The sequence below is a fragment of the Haemophilus sp. CCUG 60358 genome, assembly GCF_001679485.1.
GTDB lineage: Bacteria > Pseudomonadota > Gammaproteobacteria > Enterobacterales > Pasteurellaceae > Haemophilus_D.
On sequence record NZ_LZOZ01000014.1, the window covers coordinates 43444 to 62409 of the forward strand.

Consider the following 18966-nt stretch of genomic DNA (forward strand, 5'->3'; position numbering starts at 1 on the left):
AGCGATGAGGCAATCCTGTGCTAAGATACGGTTCAGTTTTAGAAAGGAGAACCTATGTTAGCCATTATTTCCCCGGCAAAAACCTTAGATTTTGAAAGTGCGGTCAGAAATCTTCCTGTTTCTCAACCGCACTTGACGGATTATAGTGAGCAACTGATTGAAATCTGTCGTCAATTATCTCCCCAAGATCTTTCTTCCTTAATGTCTATTAGCGATAAACTTGCGGGCTTAAATGCCGCTCGCTTTGCAGAATGGACAAAATCTCACAACGAAAAAAATTCACGCGCAGCCATTTGGGCATTCAAAGGTGATGTTTATACCGGTTTAGATGCGGATAGCTTAACTGATGAAGATGTGCAATTCGCGCAACGCCATTTACGTATGCTTTCTGGTTTATATGGCTTACTTAAACCCCTTGATTTAATGCAACCTTACCGTTTGGAAATGGGCACAAAGCTAGCGAATCCAAAAGGAAAAGATCTTTATGCTTTTTGGGGTAACATTATCACTCAATCCGTGCAACAGGCACTTGATGAGCAAGGCGATCGTGTGTTGATCAATTTAGCTTCAGACGAGTATTATAAATCAGTGAAAGAGAGCCAATTAGAGGCACAAATTGTTAAGCCAGTTTTCTTAGATAATAAGAATGGTAAATACAAAGTGGTCAGCTTTTATGCGAAAAAAGCCCGTGGTTTAATGTGTCGTTTTATCATTCAAAATCGTTTGGAATGTGTTGAACAACTGAAAGAGTTTGATCTTGGTGGCTATTGGTTTGATTCAGCATCCTCAACTGAAAAAGAATTTGTATTTAAGCGAGATATCAATGAATAAATTCCTGGTTATATTGACCGCACTTTTACTTTCAGGTTGTGCGACAAAAGTGAGTCAGCTTCAAACACCTGAAAAAATTGAGTATAACGGTAAAACCTATAAGCTTACCGCAAGCCAAGATTTAGATACGATTGCGCGTTACGTTTATATCGCTGAGCCGGAAACCTTGGAAAATTGGCGGTCTCAAATTGAAGTATTGCTTGATCGTGATGCAACCCGTTCGATTGAGCAACGTGTAGCATTACGTGAAAAAGTGTATCGTAATTTGGGTGTGCAAGATTTCAAAATTCGTGCCAATTCAACGAATCCAAAAAAGCCCGCAACAGAATTAAACGGCTATGTCATTTATGCACCGACAGAACAAAATCCGTCTTGGCAGGTGGATATTGCGAAAGGGAAAAATATTTCCCATTGTGGGTTTGTGCAATACCAATATTCCCAAAAAGTGGAAATGAAAAAGTTTCAGCGCTTAAGCAAAGTAAAAATTGTGAAAAATTTACAAAAGTATCTTGTCGCAAAAGAAAGTAAAACATTACAAAAAGCAGATCTTTCTTGGAAATGTGAAAGTTATTTCAATCACTAAAATGTATAACTAGATCAAATCCCAAGTAAATTTTCAAAATTTTGCTAGAGCAGAAATAATGGATGGTGTAATCTTAGCACCAATTGTTCTTAAGAATTCAAAGTAGGTAAATATGATTAAAAAAATTGCTGTATTAACCAGTGGTGGTGATGCTCCTGGTATGAATGCTGCTATTCGAGGTGTTGTTCGTGCAGCACTTGCAGAAGGGCTTGATGTATTCGGCATTTATGATGGTTATCAAGGCTTATACAACAATAAAATCAAACAGTTAAACCGTTATAATGTATCAGATATTATTAACCGTGGTGGTACATTCTTAGGTTCTGCTCGTTTCCCTGAATTTAAGGATCCTGCCGTACGTGAGAAATGTGCGGAAATTTTACGTTCACATGGTATTGATGCCTTAGTCGTTATCGGTGGTGACGGTTCTTATATGGGGGCGAAATTGCTCACGGAAGAACATGGTTTCCCTTGTGTGGGTATTCCTGGCACGATTGATAATGATGTGGCGGGTACGGATTACACAATCGGTTATGAAACAGCGCTACAAACAGCCGTTGATGCGATTGACCGTTTACGTGATACCTCAAGTTCTCACCAACGTATTTCTATCGTAGAAATCATGGGTCGTCACTGTAGTGACTTGACTATTTCTGCAGGTATTGCCGGTGGTTGTGAATATATTGTGGCATCTGAAATGGAATTTAACCGCGAAGAATTAATTCGCCAAATTGAGCGCAGTATTATTCGTGGAAAACGCCACGCCATCATTGCGATTACTGAGTTAATCACTGACGTGCATTCTCTTGCTCGTGAAATTGAAGCTCGCGTAGGCCATGAAACCCGTGCAACTGTATTAGGCCATATTCAACGTGGTGGTTCGCCTTGTGCCTTCGACCGTATTTTAGCTTCACGTATGGGCGTATATGCGGTAGATATATTGCTACAAGGTAAAGGTGGCTACTGTGTGGGTATTCAAAATGAAAAATTAGTTCACCATGATATTATTGATGCAATCAACAATATGCGCCGTGAATTTAAAGCAGATTGGTTAGAAATGGCTAAACGCTTAGAATAATCTTTTAAAGGTTATTTAAAACAAAATAAATCGGGCTAAAGCAATCATTGTTTTAGCCCGATTTTTATCTGTTTAGATTAAGCTTTTAGTGTATTTCTCTTACGCTGCAAAATAAAAAAACGACAATCATAGGGATTGTCTTCATCTGCTTGACGATGTTCTTCAAACTCGATGTGCCATTCAGCCCAATTAATTTCAGGGAAAAAAGTATCGCCGTCAATGTCTGCTTGAATTTGTGTGAGATATAGTTTATCTGCTTTAGGTAAATATTGTTTAAATAACTCGCCGCCGCCAATCAACATAATTTCATCAAATTCTTTGACAAAATCGACCGCACTTTCAAAATTCTCTTTCCAGATGACACCTTCATGTTCGTAAGGCGTGCGTGAAAGGACAATATTGGTACGTTTGGGTAGTGGGCGACCAATGCTTTCAAAGGTTTTACGACCCATAATTACCGGTTTGCCTGTGGTATTTTTACGAAACCAGGCTAAATCAGCAGGTAAGTGCCAAGGCATTTGATTATCTTTTCCGATGACGTTATTTTTTGTTGTCGCAACGATCAAACTTAATATCATATTTTCTATCCTATTTTTCTTTTTTCGCACTATATCATAGCTATTCACAAAATCTGTATATGAGGTTGGATTTTTCGTGATTTTTATTAATTTTAGTGCTAATTTAACCGCACTTTTCTATTTTTTCACTGAGGATAAACTATGTCGGCAAATCGCAAAACAATCGTCGTAAAATTTGGTACTAGCACATTAACACATGGTTCCCCAAAATTGAATGCACCTCATATGGTCGATATTGTTTGCCAGATCGCCCAACTTCATCAAGCCGGTTTTCGTGTAGTGATTGTGACATCAGGTGCGATTGCCGCTGGACGACATTATTTAAATCATCCTCAACTTCCTCCAACCATTGCGTCAAAGCAGCTTTTAGCTGCAGTAGGGCAGAGCCAGCTTATTCAAGCCTGGGAAAAATTATTTGCGATTTATGATATTCACATTGGACAAATTTTATTAACTCGTGCCGATATTGAAGACCGTGAACGTTTTTTAAATGCGCGGGATACATTACATGCGCTGTTGGACAATCATATTATTCCTGTGATTAATGAGAATGATGCGGTGGCAACGGCTGAGATTAAAGTAGGGGATAACGATAACTTATCGGCGCTAGTCGCGATTTTAGTGCAAGCGGAACAACTTTACTTATTAACAGATCAACAAGGCCTATATGAAAGTGATCCTCGTAAAAATCCAGATGCGAAATTGATTCCAGTGGTTGAGCAAATTACCGATCATATTCGTTCAATTGCAGGCGGTAGCGGTACAAATCTTGGTACTGGCGGGATGAGTACAAAAATTATTGCGGCAGATGTGGCAACGCGTTCAGGTATTGAGACCATTATTGCGCCAGGCAGCCGACCAGATGTCATTGTGGATTTGGCTTACGATAAACCAATTGGCACTAAATTTATTGCACATCATTCAGATCGTCTCGAAAGTCGTAAACAGTGGTTATTTGCAGCTCCATCAGCGGGTATGCTGACGATTGATGAGGGTGCTGAAAATGCCATGTTAGTACAGAATAAATCGTTGTTGCCTGCAGGGATTACGGCTGTGGAAGGGCGTTTCTCACGTGGTGAAGTCGTCAAAATTAAGAATATCTCTGGTAAAGTGATTGCACTCGGTATGCCGCGTTATAACAGCGATGCGTTGGAATTAATCAAAGGAAAAAAATCCCAAGAAATTGAACAAATTCTTGGTTATGAATATGGTGCAGTTGCGTTACATCGTGATGACATGATTGTGCTATAGCTTAAAATAGAAATCGGATCTCTTATATTTTCTGAACCTTCCTTTTATTTTGTCGGTCTATAAAACCATAAAAGGGCAATAGCCCGATATTAAGTAGTAAAAGGAGACAACATGAGATTAATAGCGACCGTTTTAGCTGTTGGGCTATTAAGTGCTTGTACGCAGGGCTATTATGTAAAACATCGTAGCCCTATTTCAGTGACCAAACACGTAAAGCGTTTAAATACGACGGCTTGTCACGATAAAGATGACTGGTATTTAGATGGTTATCGTGTAGGAAAAGATTTCCAAGCGCAAAGCCAATCTCAATTGAATAAACGAATTAACTTTTGTGGCCGACGTGTACCTGAAGAGCTGAGAACCGCATGGTTTAATGGTTTTGATGCAGGCTCAAATGGCGTTCAGATTGATATAGAGGGTTATGATGAGGATGCTCTCTTAACCTATGATTATGACGATGATGATCGTTATAGCGAAGACGACGAAGAATAAAAAAGTGCGGTTAAAATTAACCGCACTTTTTCTTTTTAAAGGATATCGAGTAATTCAACTTCAAACACTAAGGTTGAGAATGGTGGGATAGATGCGCCCGCACCACGTTCACCGTAAGCCAGTTCGTGTGGAATAGTGAGTTTCCATTTAGAACCAACAGGCATCATTTGTAATGCTTCAACCCAACCACGAATTACGCCATTTACTGGGAATTCAGCTGGTGCACCACGAGCAACCGAACTGTCGAATACGGTACCATCTGGTAATGTACCTGTGTAGTGAACACGTACTTTATCAGTTGCAGATGGTTTGTTACCGTTACCTTCGGTTAAAATTTCGTATTGTAAACCGCTGTCAGTGACGTTTACGCCTGCTTTTTTCGCGTTTTCTTCTAAGAATTTTTTACCTTCTTCTTCAATCGCTTTAAATTGCGCTTGTTGTGCTTCAGCCGCTTGTTCTTGAAGCGCTTGAACGGAATGCATTAAATCATTAATTTCTAATGCTGGTTGATTACGGTTTAAGGCATCGAAAATGCCTTTTGCTACCGCTTCAACAGAAATATCCATTTGGCTATCTGCTAATTGTTGACCGATTTGTAAACCGATACCGTAGCTGCCTTTTTCAGAAATACTTTCTAATTTTACTTGTTCAAAAATTTGAGCTGTCATGTTTTTTCCTTTGTTGTAAAACTATTTTTTCAATGCCAAGATTTCACCTATGCGAACAGGTTCATCAACACTTAAATGATCGGCAATTTTCACTTGGCCGGCTTGGAATAAGTTAATCACGGTAGAACCAAGTTGGAACCAACCCATTTCTTGACCCTTGCTTAATTTAACCGCATTTTCACCTTCATAAGTCCAGACTTTCACTTCGTTATGACGTGGCGGATTAATAACGCCAGCCCAAACAGTACCGATACTCGCAGTGATTGTTGCGCCCACTAAGATTTGTACCATGGTACCGAATTCAGTATCAAAGACACAAATTACACGCTCATTACGCGCAAAGAGGTTCGGCACATGTTTCGCTAAAAACGGATTGACGGAGAATAAATCACCCGGTACGTAAATCATTTTGCGAAGAGTACCATCACATGGCATATGCACACGGTGATAATCACGTGGTGATAAATAAGTGGTGACGAATTCCCCATTTTTAAAGGTCTCGGTTAAATCTTTATTTTCCGCTAATAAATCATTTAAGCTGAAGAAGTGACCTTTTGCTTGTAATAGGCGGTCATCTTCAATGTGTCCACATTCACTTACACGACCATCCGCAGGGCAACAAAGTGCGGTTGGATTTTGGTTAATTGGTCGTGCATTTTCTTTTAATGGACGGATAAAGAATTCATTAAAACTAGCGTAATCACTGAATTTTTCTTTTTCAGCAATGCTCATATCAATGTTGTATTTTTTTGCAAACGCTTTAATCACAAAATGTGTCAGTGCGCCCCATTTTTGTTTAGCTAACCAACCTGCTGCTTGTGTCATATAGATTTGTGGCATCACATATTGAAATGCAACTTTTAGGCGTTGCCAATAAGAAATTGGGTCCATTGATTTCTCCGATAAGATTAAAAAGTTGGGCGATTATAACAACTTATTTCACTTGCGCAATGTTAGTTGATATTTTTGCGTAAGATCAAAGCAATAAGCCGACATTTGCCGGCTTATGTTTATAAAATCATTTTGACTAATTTGTCTGCTTGAATCCGAGCAAATTTCTTCAACAGTTTTTGCACCGGTTCAGGATATTGCGTCAATTCTTCTAATTCAGAATAATCTTGCAATACTTTGGTATGTTGGCGGATATGTGATAATTCTTTTTCCGCTTGTGACAGAAGTTCTTGTTTTGGATCGTGGATTAATAATCCATTTTCCGCATCTAAACGCCATGCACGAGGATTCAGGTTGTTCCCTGTTAAAAGAATATACTGATTGTCCACCCAAACACCTTTGAGGTGATAAGTGTTATCGCCATCTTTCCATAAACGCACCGTTAAATGGCCGTTTTTAATGTAAGCATCAAATTTCTCGCAGAAACGACGAAGATTGTTTTCATATAAATATGGTAATGCACCTGCCATTTTAAATGGCTGCTCTGGTGGAATATAGAAATCGTTCGCGACTTTATCACCCACGATAATTTCGACACGTTTTCCTTGTTCTAATAAGCGGGCAAGTTTACTTCTTAGCGTGCGAGGGAAGTTGAAATAAGGCGTGCAAATCACCAATTTTTCCTGCACTTGTAAGAATAAATCTTCGATAACTTGGTTTAATTCATTGCCCGATGCACCTAAACCAAAAAGTGGTGAAATGGTTAAAACATCGGAAAAACCAACCGCACTTTCCAACTGATATTCAGCATGGGCAGATAAGTTTTTACGATAAGCTTTTATTGCACTACGAATTTCTTTGGTGCGAGGGCGATTAGCCACATCTAATGGATGTACGGCACTGAAATCCAATAAATAATCATTGATAAAATTCACCATAGAGTCGGCAAGTGCCGCATTGTGAATTTTTTGATAGCGGTCGTAACGGTATTTATCTTGTTGTTGTAAATACACGTTATTGATACTTGCGCCGCTATAAAGTACGGTATCGTCAAACACAAAGCCTTTAATATGTAATACACCGAAGACTTCGCGGGTATTAATGGGCACACCGAAGAACATATTCGGTTCATCAGGAAGTTGATAGGTTTGGCGTTGTTCACAATACCAGTCAGCATTAGTAGCAGATTTTTCTGCACCGAGTAAATTGCGTTGTCCGCGATGCCAATCCACTAAAATTTTCACATCCAATTCAGGATGCTCTTGTTTTACGCGATAAATCTCATTGAGAATTTCTTGTCCTGCTTCATCTTTTTGCCAGTAAAGTGCGGTCACGTAAATGCGTTTTTTAGCTTGGCGAATTAATTCTATAATTTGTGCTTTGAATTCAAGCGGACTAAACAGAAACTCAACCTGCTCTGCCTGTAAAGGAAGAAAAGGTAAATTTTTTAAATTTTGTTCTGCTCGTTTAGCTTTATTGATTAACATAATCTATCTCTACACTAAAAATTAATGATCTAGTTTACAATATTTCCTTTGAGGATTGATAGAAAAAAGGTTTTTTTTCGTTATAATGCTCACAAATTTTCGCATTTTTTGGCGAATTATTATCCAATTTTTCCTTCGAGAAGCAAATTATGAGCAATTCACGCAAACCATCATTCCAAACAAATTCCACCAAATCTTTTCAAGAGCGTAGCCCAAAACGTGCATTTAATGACAAAGAACGTCGCTTTGATGAGCGTCGTAATAATGAAAAACGTGAGGGAAATCGACCGCACTTTGATAAAAAACGGGATGATCGTAAACCTTCTCGTGGTTTCCAACAGCAAGAAGTGAGAGAACCGAAAATTGCAGAACTTTCATTAAATAAAGCCAATGGTGAAAGTGGCTCGGTAAAAGTAACAGTAAAAAGCACAGGCGTGAGTTATAAACCGAAAGAAAAGAAAACAGGCGCATTATCGCCGCGAGCACCAGAGAAAATTAAAAAGAACCGCGCCGAAGAAATGAAAGTGTATGGTGAAAATGCGTGCTTAGAATTGTTTGCAGAACGCCCAGAGAGCATCGTTCGCGTATGGGCAACGGTGCAAATGGCGCATCGAATTGGCGAGATTTTCAGTTATTTAGCCGCAAATAAAAAAGTGTATCACGTGGTGGATAGCGATGAGCTGAGCTTAGTGAGTGGTACCGAGCATCATGGCGGCATTTGTATGTTAGTGAAAAAACAACGTACTTTCTCTCTGCAAGGTTATTTAGATGTACCGCATCAAGAAGACTGTTTAGTCGTGCTTGATCAAGTCAATAATGCACAAAACTTAGGTGGCGTTGTGCGTACTTGTGCCTTCTACGGCATTAAAAATGTGATAACAAATCAAGTTGAACAGCTTTACGCGCCCGCTGCTATGCGTGTAGCTGAAGGCGGAATGGAGCATATTCGTATTTTAGAAACAGAAAGTACTGAAATCGCTTTAGAGGCTTTACGTAAGGCTGGCTATCAGATTATTCATGTATCAACCAATAAACAAGGCGTTGCGTTGGAACAACTCAAATTTGCAGAGAAAGTCGCGTTGGTATTGAGTGAAGGTAGTACGGACGATATTCGTGAGAAACAAGATGTAAATGTGCGTCTTTCTTTAAGTAACCCATTAAAAGCAGGATTAAATATTGCAGTAAATATAGGGATTTTATTAGCACATTGGTATGTGAAATAACCTTAAGTGCGGTCATTTTTAGGTTTGTTTTGGGGGCTGATATCTGTCAGCCCTTTTTCTTTTTCAAAATTGTATGGGATTCAAATTTTGATATTTCTTTTAAAAGCCTTTGGGGGGAATCAGACAAAAGATCTATACTATTTCTAGTTGTTATTTAACAGGGAGTTTTTATGCCTGAACGTTCAGCAAACATTAGTACACACGATCCTTTCGGGAGCTTATTAGGCTATGCCCCGGGGGGAATTGCGATTTATTCATCCGATTATCATACAGCAGATGAGAAAGAGTATCCCGATGATGCTGCCTTTCGCAGTTATTTAGGGCGAGAGTATATGGGATATAAATGGCAGTGTGTGGAGTTTGCACGTCGCTATCTCTATCTCAACCATGGCATGGTGTTTACTGATGTAGGAATGGCTTACGAGATCTTTTCTTTACGATTTTTACGTCAAGTGGTGAATGATGCCTTATTACCTTTACAAGCCTTTGCAAATGGTTGCAAACGTAAGCCTGAAGCAGGTGCATTGTTAATTTGGCAGGAGGGCGGTGAATTTAAACATACGGGGCATGTGGCGATCATTACCGAGGTATTAGAAGATAAAATTCGCATTGCCGAGCAAAACGTGATTCACTCTCGCTTACCAAGTGGACAGCAATGGACTCGTGAATTACCGATGACGGTTTCCGAAAGTGGTTATTTTCTGCATGATACCTTTGATGATACAGAAATTTTAGGTTGGATGATCCAAACAGAAGACACCGAATACAGTCTGCCGCAGCCAACTCCAGAAAAAGAGAAACTTGAGATTCATGCTGAACATATTGAAAACAAAGGTCAATTTGAGCACAAATGGCTGAATGAGCAAAATGAATTTGAAGCTGCCTATGTTAAAGCTATGGGAGGGCATAAAGTCAGCCATTCGGATCAATATCGTTATTTTACGATTTCTGAAACAGCACAACATGAATTGATTCGTGCAACCAATGAATTGCATTTAATGTATTTGCATGCCACAGATAAAGTCTTAAAAGACGATAAGCTATTACAATATTTTAATATCCCTAAATTACTTTGGCCTCGTTTACGATTGTCTTGGCAAAATCGCCGTTACCAAACCATTACAGGACGGTTAGATTTCTGCATGGATAGCCGTGGATTGAAAGTGTATGAATACAATGCAGATTCAGCCTCTTGTCACGCTGAAGCTGGTGAGTTTATGAATCGATGGGCAATTCAGGGAGGATTGAATATAGGAGATAATCCTGCCGATGGCTTACGTAATGCGTTAGCCGATTGTTGGAAACACAGTGAAGCTACGCCGCTTGTTCATATTATGCAAGATCACGATGATGAGGAAGATTATCACGCATTATTTATGCGCAATGCACTGGTTCAGGCTGGATTTAAAGCCAAAATTATTCATGGGACTGAGGGATTACATTGGGATAGTCGAGGTCGTTTGATTGATGATGAAGATAACCAAGTAAAAACGGTATGGAAAACATGGGCCTGGGAAACTATGTTGGAGCAACTTCGTGAAGATGCAACAGGCATGGAAGTGGCACCGCCTATTCGTACAGGCTATCCGGAAGATAAAGTGCGGTTGATTGATGTGTTACTTCGTCCAGAAGTTCTAGTTTATGAACCACTTTGGACAGCGATTCCAAGTAATAAAGCGATTTTACCAGTGTTGTGGTCATTATTCCCAAATCATCGTTATCTACTTGAAGCAGGATTTGAATTGACGCCAGAACTGATTAAAAATGGTTACGCACAAAAACCAATTGCAGGTCGCCGAGGCGATAATGTGAAATTGATTGGTGAGTGTAAGTCAGTGCTTGATAGTAAAGATGGTCGTTTTGGTAAGCAGGAGAGTATCTACCAACAACTTTGGTGTTTACCAAAAGTGGAAGACCAATATGTTCAGGTCTGTACTTTTACTGTAGGTGGGCATTATGGTGGTAGCTGTTTACGCTCAGACCCGAGTTTGGTCATTATGGGAAATAGCGATATGCAACCATTAAGGGTATTATCTGATAAAGATTTCCTTAAAAAATAAAAACAAAATCGGCACTCAATGAGTGCCGATTTATTATTTAGCTATAAGATTATTTTGCTTCTTTGTTATCAGCAGGTTTTTCATTTGCTTTTAACATATCCTCTGGAATAAAGCTTTGTTGTACTTTTTCCATGTGCGGAAGGTTATGCGCAATACCTTTGTGACAATCGATACAGGTTTTGTTTTGTTCCTGTGCAAGTGCATGCATTTGTTGTGCCACAGTTTTTTGTTGAGTAAAGTCCATATCATTGAAGTTATGGCAGTTACGGCACTCTTGTGAATTGTTCGATTTCATACGAGCCCATTCACGTTCAGCCATTTCTAAACGGTGTTGTTCGAATTTTTCTTTAGTATCGACTTTACCTGTAAAGTGAGCATAAACTTCAGTCGATGCCTGCATTTTACGAACCATTTTTGGAATAAATTCATGTGGAACGTGACAGTCTGAACAAATCGCTTTCACACCTGAACGGTTATTAAAGTGGATTGAAGCTTGGTACTCTGGTACAACGTCGTTAGTATGGCAATCTGAACAGAATTGCTCTGTATTGGTTGCCGACATTCCCGCGTTAAACAGGTTAGTTCCAATGATAGTACCAATGAACGTTAATAAAATAACACTACCAATTGCCATTTTGCTCGGAGAGCGTAACCAACGGCAAACTTTTTGAATGCTTGATTTAATCATGGTTTAGCTCCTTATTTACCTTGCATTTGACGAATAGTTTCAAATTTATTTTGAATAATTGGGTTCACGTCAGTTTGTTGAACGTGGCATTGTAAACAGAAATAACGACGTGGCGAAGTGCCTTCTGTTTTTTGTCCATCACGTGTTAAAAAGTGGCTTTCAGGTACGCGAGGTGCACCCGTTGTTGGAGCAACATCCGGAGAGTGACAGCCTAAACATTGGTTCACATTTTTAGTCACTTGTAAACCACGAATGCTGTGTGGAACAAGTGGTGGTTGGTGAGGGAAGGTTACAGGAATATTACCAACATCTTTATAAGGATTCGTAAATGCTGGTGCAATACTTTCTGCTGTTTTATCAATGCTGTTTGCAACTTGCGGTGCATCGGCAAATGCCAATCCACTACATAAAGCCAGCATGAAAATAAATGATTTTTTCATGAAATCCACTCCATTAAATAATTAAATATTTTTAATTTTTATTTGTTTCTCAAAGCGAGAACCAAATGTAAATACATTTTCTGCGCAAACGTCAATGCAACGTCCACAAGTAATACAATCTTTTGCCAATATGATTTGGCTGTCTTCTGGTCCACCGTGCAACGGAAGTCTTAATACTTGCGGTTCTGGACAAACATTATAACAGTCCATACAACGGTCACAGCGATCGCGATCGACTACATTAATTTTTATCAGGCTTTTAGCACCAATGACACCATATATCGCACCAATTGGACAAAGGTGACCACACCAGCCATGCTCAGCAACAAGTAAGTCAAATAAAAAGATGACTGTAACCAACCAAAGGGTTGCGCCTGTTCCAAAGACAAAGATACGTCCAAGTGCTGCGACAGGATTTATCCACTCCCATAAGAGCGTACCCGTTATTGCACTACCAACTAAAATCACGGCTAAAATCACATAGCGAAGTTGACGTGAAATTTTTAATGATTGTCGAATACCTAATTTTCTACGTAACCAAGCTGCAGCATCAGTCACAATATTCATTGGGCAAACCCAACTACAAAAGGCTTTACTCGCAACAATAGCGTAGAATATGACAATCACTAAGGCACCAATAATCGTTGTGATTTCTGGTAGGTAACCTGTCACTAAACTTTCAGCGGTAATCAATGGATCTGTCAATGGCACAGTATCCAAAAGCATGCTTGAGCTGTAATTGCCTTTTAGAATCCAAACTTGCCAAATCGGGCCGCTTAAGAACATTAAAATAATACTTAATTGACTGATTCGACGTAGAATTAAAAAGCGATAAGCATGCCACCAACCGAGTTTTTGGCGAGCTTCTAAGCCTGCATCTTTAGGCTTATTCGGGGTATATTTTTCAGCCATTATTTAACCCCCTTAATGTTTAAGTCCAGATTTGGGAATTGCTCTGCTTCCGGAACTGTTGTTGGATTTGGTACATAATCCATTGTTGCACGGTTTGGTGTTGCCACTTTTTGGTTCGGTTGAACTTGCATTGGCTGATAAACCGGCTCATGTGAGCCTTCCGGCATACGAGCATCCATTGCTGGACGTAAGCCATCCGGATGTTGCTCCTCAATTAAGGACTTTCCGGCATTTTGTTTTTCTTTCCAGCCTAAGCGATAGTGGCGACCGAGTAGTCCTTTGGCGATATCCATCGGTAAGACTTTAATTGCCGCCTCTTCTAATACACAAGCTTGTTCGCATTTACCACATCCGGTGCAAGCATCAGAGTGAACAGTTGGAATAAGCTTTGCATGAATCCCTGTACGATCATTGTGGATACGTTCAAGTGTAATCGCTTTATCCACTAATGGACAAACGCGGTAACACACATCACAACGCAACCCCTGCCAGTTAAGACAAGTTTCATGGTCTAGCAATACGGCTAACCCCATTCTCGCATCATTGATGTCTTTAAGTTCCTCACTTAATGCACCACTTGGACAAGCATTCATACATGGAATATCCGGACACATTTCGCAAGGTTTATCCCGAGCGATAAAATAAGGCGTGCCCGCTTCCATTGGTGAAATCAGCGAAGCTAAATGCAACATATCATATGGACACGCTTGGACGCATTGTCCGCAACGGGTACAAGCTGCCAAGAAATCCTTTTCCGGTAAAGCACCAGGTGGACGCAAGGCGATTCCTTCTTTAGCTTTAGCTTGTTGTTGCTGTAAGCCAAGAATAATACCAACCCCACACACTCCGGCAGCCGTTCTTGTCACATTTTTTAAAAACTGACGACGGTTAGGATCAAGTCTCATCTGCGTTTCCTTTTATAAGCGGCCCGATTTTGTGAAAATGTTGCAAAATTTGACCGCTCTTATTTTAAATTCCCTTCTCTTGAAAGAGAGGAGTGACTAGAAACGAAAGGAAAATCCTACGCTTTTTCCACTTTTACCGCACATTTTTTGAAGTCGGTTTCGCCTGAAATTGGATCGGTTGCATCCAATGTTAATTTGTTTGCAAGCTGACCCGCATCAAAGAAGGTGGTGTAGATTAAGCCCTGAGGACATTTGTTACGACCACGGGTATCTAAGTAAGAAACCATTTCACCACGACGAGTAATTAACTTCACTTTATCCCCATGACGTAAGCCATATTTTTTTGCATCCGCTGGGTGCATCCAAACTAAGTTGTTCGGGAACGCACGGTGTAATTCAGGTACACGACGAGTCATAGTACCGGTATGCCAGTGCTCAAGTACACGACCAGTACATAACCATAATGGATATTCTTCATCCGGTGATTCTGCAGGTGCTTCATAAGGAACACCTAGAATAATCGCTTTTTTATCTGGATAGCCATAGAATGCGATATCTTCACCTGGTTTGACATACGGGTCAAAGCCTTCACGGTAACGCCATAAGGTTTCTTTACCGTCAACAACCGGCCAACGTAAACCACGTACTTGGTGATAAGTATCAAATGGTGCTAAGTCATGACCATGTCCACGACCGAAGTCAGCGTATTCTTCGAATAAACCTTTTTGTAGGTAGTAACCAAAGTGATCTGCTTCATCATTGATGTATCCCGGAACATCGGTTGGTACTTTAAATTTGTTTACTTCACCATTTTCGTAAAGCACTTCGTATAAGGTTTTGCCACGATATTCAGGCATTTGAGCTAATAACTCTTCACCCCATACTTCATCAGTTTTGAAGTATTTAGCAAATTCAACAATTTGCCATAAGTCAGAACGAGACTCACCTGGGCCTTTTACTTGTTGACGCCATAATTGGGTACGACGTTCAGCGTTACCATAACCCCCTTCTTTTTCTACCCACATACAAGTTGGAAGAATTAAGTCAGCTGCAACCGCAGAAACCGATGGGTAAGGGTCTGAAACAACGATGAAGTTTTCAGGATTACGCCAGCCAGGGAAAATTTCTTCATTAATGTTTGGACCACCTTGCATGTTGTTGGTACAAAGTTGCCATAAGAAGTTTAATTTACCGTCTTTTAATGCACGGCTTTGTTGTACAGCTGGGTATCCAGGTACAGTTGGAATGGTACCTTTTGGTAATTTCCATTTTTTCTCAGTGATTTCAACGTGTTTAGGATTGGTTACCACCATGTCCGCTGGTAAACGGTGAACGAAAGTACCGACTTCACGCGCTGTACCACAAGCTGAAGGTTGACCAGTTAATGAGAACGGACCACAACCTGGTTTAGAAATTTTACCGGTTAATAAGTGTACGTTATAGATCATGTGGTTAACCCATACACCACGAGTGTGTTGGTTAAAGCCCATTGTCCAGTAAGACACTAAGTTCTGTTCTGGATCGGCGTACATTTTCGCGAGGGTTTCAAGCTGATCTTTTGGTACACCAGAAATACGGTGTGCTTCATCTAATGTATAAGGAGCAACGATTTTCTTGAATTCTTCGAAGTCAGAGTCATACATTTTACCTGCAGTTTTTACGTTCTTCGCTGCTTTTTGTAATGGATGCTCAGGACGTAAACCGTAACCGATATCAGTTTCACCACGTTTGAATTTGGTGTGTTTGTTAACGAAGTCCCAGTTTACTTTATCGTTTTGGATAATGTAGTTTGCAATATAGTTAAGGATTGCAAGGTCTGAATGTGGATTAAACACGATAGGCACATCAGCTAATTCAAACGAACGGTGTTCGAATGTTGACATAACCACCACTTTCACATTATCAGAAGAAAGACGACGGTCAGAAATACGAGACCATAAAATTGGGTGCATTTCCGCCATGTTTGAACCCCAAAGCACAAATGCATCGGTTTTCTCGATATCGTTATAGCAACCCATTGGTTCATCCATACCGAATGTACGCATAAACGCAACTGCTGCAGACGCCATACAGTGACGAGCATTAGGGTCGATAGTATTTGAACGAAGACCAGCTTTCCAAAGTTTTACTTTTGCATAGCCTTCATAGATAGTAGTTTGACCGGAAGAGAACATCCCAACAGCATTTGGTTCTTTTTTCTTCAAGATGTCTTTGATTTTTTCCGCCATGATAGTGAAAGCTTGCTCCCAAGAAACTGGTGTAAAGTCACCTTCTTTATGGAATTTACCATCTTTCATACGTAATAACGGAGTTTGTACACGGTCTGCACCGTACATGATTTTAGAAAGGAAGTAACCTTTGATACAGTTTAAACCGCGGTTTACTTCTGCATCTGGGTCACCTTGAGTTGCGACAACTCGACCATCTTTGGTTCCTACCAATACGCTACATCCTGTACCACAGAAACGGCATGGGGCTTTATCCCATTTGATGCCCATATCTTCGGTCGCATTAACCTGTTTAACAGGGATGGTCATACCGGCAGCCGCTGCCGCTGCAAGTGCAGCATTGGCTTTCATAAAATCTCTACGATTAAGTTCCATAGTTTTCCCCACTCGTTGTTGAATGTTTTAGAATATACAAAAGAGTATGTATTCCTAAATTATTTATTTTTCATCTAAGTAATTAGAAATTAAAGAAACGACAATTACTCCTGGGATATCTTTAATTTCATCCATAAGATCCGCTAATGCTAATTGACGGTTACTTTCAAGGGTGACCACCAATTTGCCTTCATCAGATTTTTCGCCATGAATCTCAGCGGTTGGAATCGCTAAAATGGCTTCTTTGACTTGGTTAAGTTTTTCTGGTCTGGCTTGCACAACAATGCTGCATACATACCAGTTCTCATTTTCGCTAAATTGACTCATCGATATTTGTTTCAATATTAAAAATTTTTATTGCTTTTGTTGGGCAAACACTTAGGCAAGCACCACAACCATTACAGCTTTCTAAATCCAATATGGGTTTTGCTACGCCACCAAGTTGTAATCGAAAACGGATGGCATTCATCGGACAGCTATCTTGGCAACTTCGACATTCCACTCGATTTTCGGTTAAGCACTCCGTTGTAATTTCAACTTTATGTGCCCAAGGCTCTTCTTCTAATGAACGAAAAATCGGTTGTTCACAGACTAAAACACATTTTTGGCAGAACGTGCATTCGCCCTTGTCAAATTGTATTTCAGGAAAACCGCCATCGCCTTTTACGATAATTTGGGTTTCACATACCAGTATGCAATCACCGCACCGCGTACATTTATCTGTAAAGTTGCTCTCGTTTATCGACCAAGGTGGACGGATAGCATTAATACCTTGAATTTTCGCGTTTTCAGAATGTAACGATTGTAAAAATTGCCCACGTAATAATTGTCTGCGAGAAGGATTTTCAATCGCCATATTTTTCTTTAAAGTTCGGTATTTTCAAGGGAGGCATTATCTAGCTCTAATAAAAAAATAGTAACTACCTAAAAGGAGTAGTTTTAAAAAAATATACACTTTTGTTGAGATAGATCAATGATATTTTGAAAATATGTTATTAGTGTAAATAAATTGTTAAAATATAAGTGAAAATGATTATTAAATAGGGCGGAGGAACCGCCCTGAAGTGAGTTTAAAATATTATGCTTTTGGGGTTGGGTAATCCCACCAAATATCGAATAATTCACTGATTTCGATTTGTTGTAATTTATTTTCTTCTAACCATTTTTTCACTAATTGACGATGGCTTTCATCACATTTACCGATTTTCTCTAAACAAACTAAGCCTTCCCAATGTAAATAGCCGCTACCTTCATAAGCTAAGCCGTTTGGTTGAATCACTTCAGCAATAAAACGATCAACGGTTTCATCGATAGTTTCGATGCTGGTACCTTCAGCAAATTGCCAATTCACTAAAAAGCCTAATTCTTGGAACTCTGCTAAGTGAAGTTTTTTACGTTGACGTTGATTACGAGTTGTCATTTCAATGTTCTCCTATGTTAAGGTAATGGGTATAATCATCACCTCGATGATTATTTTTTCTTAAAGTATAAATCCCACACACCGTGACCTAAACGATGACCGCGCGCTTCAAATTTGGTAAGAGGGCGGAAATCAGGACGTGGAATATAATCTTGTTCGGCAGTATTGACTAAATTTTCATTAGCCGAAAGCACTTCGAGCATTTGTTCTGCATAGTTTTCCCAGTCCGTTGCCATATGAATAAATCCATTTGGTTGTAATTTTTGGACGACTTGCTCTACAAAGTGCGGTTGAACAATACGACGTTTATGATGTTTCGCTTTGTGCCAAGGGTCAGGGAAGAAAAGCTGTAAACCGCCCAATTCGCCATCTTTCACACAATCACGTAAAATTTCAGTGGCATCATGGCAAATCACGCGAAGGTTTTTCACGTCTTTTTCTACCGCATAAGCAATACAGGCACCTACACCAGGTGTGTGTACTTCAATACCGAGATAATTTTTATCAGGATTCGCTTCAGCCATATCCACTAAAGATTTCCCCATTCCGAAGCCAATTTCTAATATAACGGGATTCGTATTGCCATAAATAGCGACAAAATCAAAAGGGGCATTTGGGTAATCTAATCCAAGATCAGCCCAGTGATCATTCATCATATTTTTTTGAAAATCACTTAAGCGACCTGTCCGCAACACAAAGCTACGAACTTTACGTTTATAACGACCATCTTCTGTAAATTCAGCCGTTTCAACGGTTTTACGTTTTTGATCAGCAAAGGTTTTTTGCTCTTCTGTCATGGTTTTTATTCGTTCAATTAAAATTGGCGGCGATTATACACTAAAAGGCAAGGTTGTGG

20 protein-coding genes are annotated in these 18966 nt (G+C 39.8%); 7 read left to right on the top strand and 13 right to left on the bottom strand.

The genetic code is table 11. From position 1 onward, the window contains the following. Positions 1–54 precede the first annotated feature (54 nt). The 3 genes from yaaA (at position 55) to pfkA (ending at position 2492) form a co-directional block, all read left to right on the top strand. Positions 55–831 carry a peroxide stress protein YaaA gene (gene yaaA / locus A9500_RS05125; protein ID WP_065244136.1) on the top strand — a complete coding sequence of 259 codons (777 nt, stop codon included), beginning with the start codon at positions 55–57 and terminating at the stop codon, positions 829–831. After that, complete coding sequence (locus A9500_RS05130; protein ID WP_065244137.1) at positions 824–1414, top strand: hypothetical protein; 591 nt, start codon at positions 824–826, stop codon at positions 1412–1414. The genes yaaA and A9500_RS05130 overlap by 8 nt, the downstream gene beginning before the upstream one ends. A 112-nt stretch (positions 1415–1526) precedes the next feature. Then, positions 1527–2492 carry a 6-phosphofructokinase gene (pfkA, locus tag A9500_RS05135; RefSeq protein ID WP_049363272.1) on the top strand — a complete coding sequence of 322 codons (966 nt, stop codon included), beginning with the start codon at positions 1527–1529 and terminating at the stop codon, positions 2490–2492. A 77-nt stretch (positions 2493–2569) separates the two neighbouring features. On the opposite strand, the gene folA is transcribed toward pfkA, so the two are convergent. Next, positions 2570–3070, bottom strand: a complete 501-nt coding sequence (gene folA, locus A9500_RS05140) for a type 3 dihydrofolate reductase (RefSeq protein WP_083180330.1) — start codon at positions 3068–3070, stop codon at positions 2570–2572. Positions 3071–3211: 141 nt separating this feature from the next. Between folA and proB the strand changes: the two genes are divergently transcribed. Next, entirely contained in the window at positions 3212–4321 is a 1110-nt protein-coding gene (gene proB / locus A9500_RS05145) for a glutamate 5-kinase (RefSeq protein WP_065244139.1), read from the top strand. 111 nt (positions 4322–4432) lie between these two features. After that, complete coding sequence (locus A9500_RS05150; protein WP_065244140.1) at positions 4433–4813, top strand: hypothetical protein; 381 nt, start codon at positions 4433–4435, stop codon at positions 4811–4813. 35 nt (positions 4814–4848) lie between these two features. Here the strand turns inward: A9500_RS05150 and A9500_RS05155 are convergent, their stop codons facing one another. The 3 genes from A9500_RS05155 to pssA form a co-directional block, all read right to left on the bottom strand. Beyond that, a complete protein-coding gene (locus A9500_RS05155; RefSeq protein ID WP_049363266.1) occupies positions 4849–5481 on the bottom strand; it encodes an FKBP-type peptidyl-prolyl cis-trans isomerase in 633 nt (210 codons plus the stop codon). A gap of 21 nt (positions 5482–5502) precedes the next feature. Next, positions 5503–6372, bottom strand: coding sequence for an archaetidylserine decarboxylase (gene asd / locus A9500_RS05160; RefSeq protein WP_065244141.1), 870 nt, complete (start codon positions 6370–6372; stop codon positions 5503–5505). Between the two features lie 119 nt (positions 6373–6491). Then, positions 6492–7859 (bottom strand): CDP-diacylglycerol--serine O-phosphatidyltransferase, encoded by a 1368-nt coding sequence (gene pssA / locus A9500_RS05165; RefSeq protein WP_065244142.1) that lies wholly within the window; start codon positions 7857–7859, stop codon positions 6492–6494. Positions 7860–8008: 149 nt separating this feature from the next. On the opposite strand from pssA, the gene A9500_RS05170 reads away from it, so the two are divergent. Both A9500_RS05170 and gss read left to right on the top strand, forming a co-directional pair. Continuing rightward, on the top strand, positions 8009–9082 hold the full coding sequence (locus A9500_RS05170) for a tRNA/rRNA methyltransferase (protein WP_065244143.1): 1074 nt from the start codon (positions 8009–8011) through the stop codon (positions 9080–9082). Positions 9083–9252: 170 nt separating this feature from the next. After that, positions 9253–11142 (top strand): bifunctional glutathionylspermidine amidase/synthase, encoded by a 1890-nt coding sequence (gene gss / locus A9500_RS05175; RefSeq protein ID WP_065244144.1) that lies wholly within the window; start codon positions 9253–9255, stop codon positions 11140–11142. 49 nt (positions 11143–11191) lie between these two features. Here gss and A9500_RS05180 read toward each other — a convergent pair whose 3' ends face one another. The 9 genes from A9500_RS05180 to trmB all read right to left on the bottom strand — a co-directional run bounded on the left by A9500_RS05180 (position 11192) and on the right by trmB (position 18907). After that, positions 11192–11830 (bottom strand): NapC/NirT family cytochrome c, encoded by a 639-nt coding sequence (locus A9500_RS05180; RefSeq protein WP_065244145.1) that lies wholly within the window; start codon positions 11828–11830, stop codon positions 11192–11194. 11 nt (positions 11831–11841) lie between these two features. Then, positions 11842–12270, bottom strand: a complete 429-nt coding sequence (locus A9500_RS05185) for a nitrate reductase cytochrome c-type subunit (RefSeq protein WP_065244146.1) — start codon at positions 12268–12270, stop codon at positions 11842–11844. Between the two features lie 21 nt (positions 12271–12291). Then, positions 12292–13182, bottom strand: a complete 891-nt coding sequence (gene napH, locus A9500_RS05190; protein ID WP_065242846.1) for a quinol dehydrogenase ferredoxin subunit NapH — start codon at positions 13180–13182, stop codon at positions 12292–12294. Then, entirely contained in the window at positions 13182–14087 is a 906-nt protein-coding gene (gene napG / locus A9500_RS05195; protein WP_049365641.1) for a ferredoxin-type protein NapG, read from the bottom strand. Before napG ends, napH begins: the two co-directional genes overlap by 1 nt. 116 nt (positions 14088–14203) lie before the next feature. Further along, entirely contained in the window at positions 14204–16690 is a 2487-nt protein-coding gene (napA, locus tag A9500_RS05200; RefSeq protein ID WP_065244147.1) for a nitrate reductase catalytic subunit NapA, read from the bottom strand. 63 nt (positions 16691–16753) lie between these two features. Further along, positions 16754–17017: a chaperone NapD gene (locus tag A9500_RS05205; RefSeq protein ID WP_049367905.1), complete on the bottom strand. Its 264-nt coding sequence runs from the start codon at positions 17015–17017 to the stop codon at positions 16754–16756. Beyond that, on the bottom strand, positions 17004–17546 hold the full coding sequence (gene napF, locus A9500_RS05210; protein ID WP_065244148.1) for a ferredoxin-type protein NapF: 543 nt from the start codon (positions 17544–17546) through the stop codon (positions 17004–17006). Before napF ends, A9500_RS05205 begins: the two co-directional genes overlap by 14 nt. Before the next feature lie 222 nt (positions 17547–17768). Further along, the gene (locus tag A9500_RS05215) at positions 17769–18110 is read right to left on the bottom strand and encodes a YggL family protein (protein ID WP_065244149.1); all 342 of its coding nucleotides are present in this window, start codon (positions 18108–18110) and stop codon (positions 17769–17771) included. A 50-nt stretch (positions 18111–18160) separates the two neighbouring features. Further along, complete coding sequence (gene trmB / locus A9500_RS05220; RefSeq protein WP_065244150.1) at positions 18161–18907, bottom strand: tRNA (guanosine(46)-N7)-methyltransferase TrmB; 747 nt, start codon at positions 18905–18907, stop codon at positions 18161–18163. Between the last annotated feature and the right edge of the window lie 59 nt (positions 18908–18966).

What these genes read in the sequence shown, in the direction of transcription:
- yaaA (WP_065244136.1), top strand. Translation starts at nt 55, where the DNA reads ATGTTAGCCATTATTTCCCCGGCAAAAACCTTAGATTTTGAAAGTGCG.
- A9500_RS05130 (WP_065244137.1), top strand. Translation starts at nt 824, where the DNA reads ATGAATAAATTCCTGGTTATATTGACCGCACTTTTACTTTCAGGTTGT.
- pfkA (WP_049363272.1), top strand. Translation starts at nt 1,527, where the DNA reads ATGATTAAAAAAATTGCTGTATTAACCAGTGGTGGTGATGCTCCTGGT.
- folA (WP_083180330.1), bottom strand. Translation starts at nt 3,070, where the DNA reads ATGATATTAAGTTTGATCGTTGCGACAACAAAAAATAACGTCATCGGA.
- proB (WP_065244139.1), top strand. Translation starts at nt 3,212, where the DNA reads ATGTCGGCAAATCGCAAAACAATCGTCGTAAAATTTGGTACTAGCACA.
- A9500_RS05150 (WP_065244140.1), top strand. Translation starts at nt 4,433, where the DNA reads ATGAGATTAATAGCGACCGTTTTAGCTGTTGGGCTATTAAGTGCTTGT.
- A9500_RS05155 (WP_049363266.1), bottom strand. Translation starts at nt 5,481, where the DNA reads ATGACAGCTCAAATTTTTGAACAAGTAAAATTAGAAAGTATTTCTGAA.
- asd (WP_065244141.1), bottom strand. Translation starts at nt 6,372, where the DNA reads ATGGACCCAATTTCTTATTGGCAACGCCTAAAAGTTGCATTTCAATAT.
- pssA (WP_065244142.1), bottom strand. Translation starts at nt 7,859, where the DNA reads ATGTTAATCAATAAAGCTAAACGAGCAGAACAAAATTTAAAAAATTTA.
- A9500_RS05170 (WP_065244143.1), top strand. Translation starts at nt 8,009, where the DNA reads ATGAGCAATTCACGCAAACCATCATTCCAAACAAATTCCACCAAATCT.
- gss (WP_065244144.1), top strand. Translation starts at nt 9,253, where the DNA reads ATGCCTGAACGTTCAGCAAACATTAGTACACACGATCCTTTCGGGAGC.
- A9500_RS05180 (WP_065244145.1), bottom strand. Translation starts at nt 11,830, where the DNA reads ATGATTAAATCAAGCATTCAAAAAGTTTGCCGTTGGTTACGCTCTCCG.
- A9500_RS05185 (WP_065244146.1), bottom strand. Translation starts at nt 12,270, where the DNA reads ATGAAAAAATCATTTATTTTCATGCTGGCTTTATGTAGTGGATTGGCA.
- napH (WP_065242846.1), bottom strand. Translation starts at nt 13,182, where the DNA reads ATGGCTGAAAAATATACCCCGAATAAGCCTAAAGATGCAGGCTTAGAA.
- napG (WP_049365641.1), bottom strand. Translation starts at nt 14,087, where the DNA reads ATGAGACTTGATCCTAACCGTCGTCAGTTTTTAAAAAATGTGACAAGA.
- napA (WP_065244147.1), bottom strand. Translation starts at nt 16,690, where the DNA reads ATGGAACTTAATCGTAGAGATTTTATGAAAGCCAATGCTGCACTTGCA.
- A9500_RS05205 (WP_049367905.1), bottom strand. Translation starts at nt 17,017, where the DNA reads ATGAGTCAATTTAGCGAAAATGAGAACTGGTATGTATGCAGCATTGTT.
- napF (WP_065244148.1), bottom strand. Translation starts at nt 17,546, where the DNA reads ATGGCGATTGAAAATCCTTCTCGCAGACAATTATTACGTGGGCAATTT.
- A9500_RS05215 (WP_065244149.1), bottom strand. Translation starts at nt 18,110, where the DNA reads ATGACAACTCGTAATCAACGTCAACGTAAAAAACTTCACTTAGCAGAG.
- trmB (WP_065244150.1), bottom strand. Translation starts at nt 18,907, where the DNA reads ATGACAGAAGAGCAAAAAACCTTTGCTGATCAAAAACGTAAAACCGTT.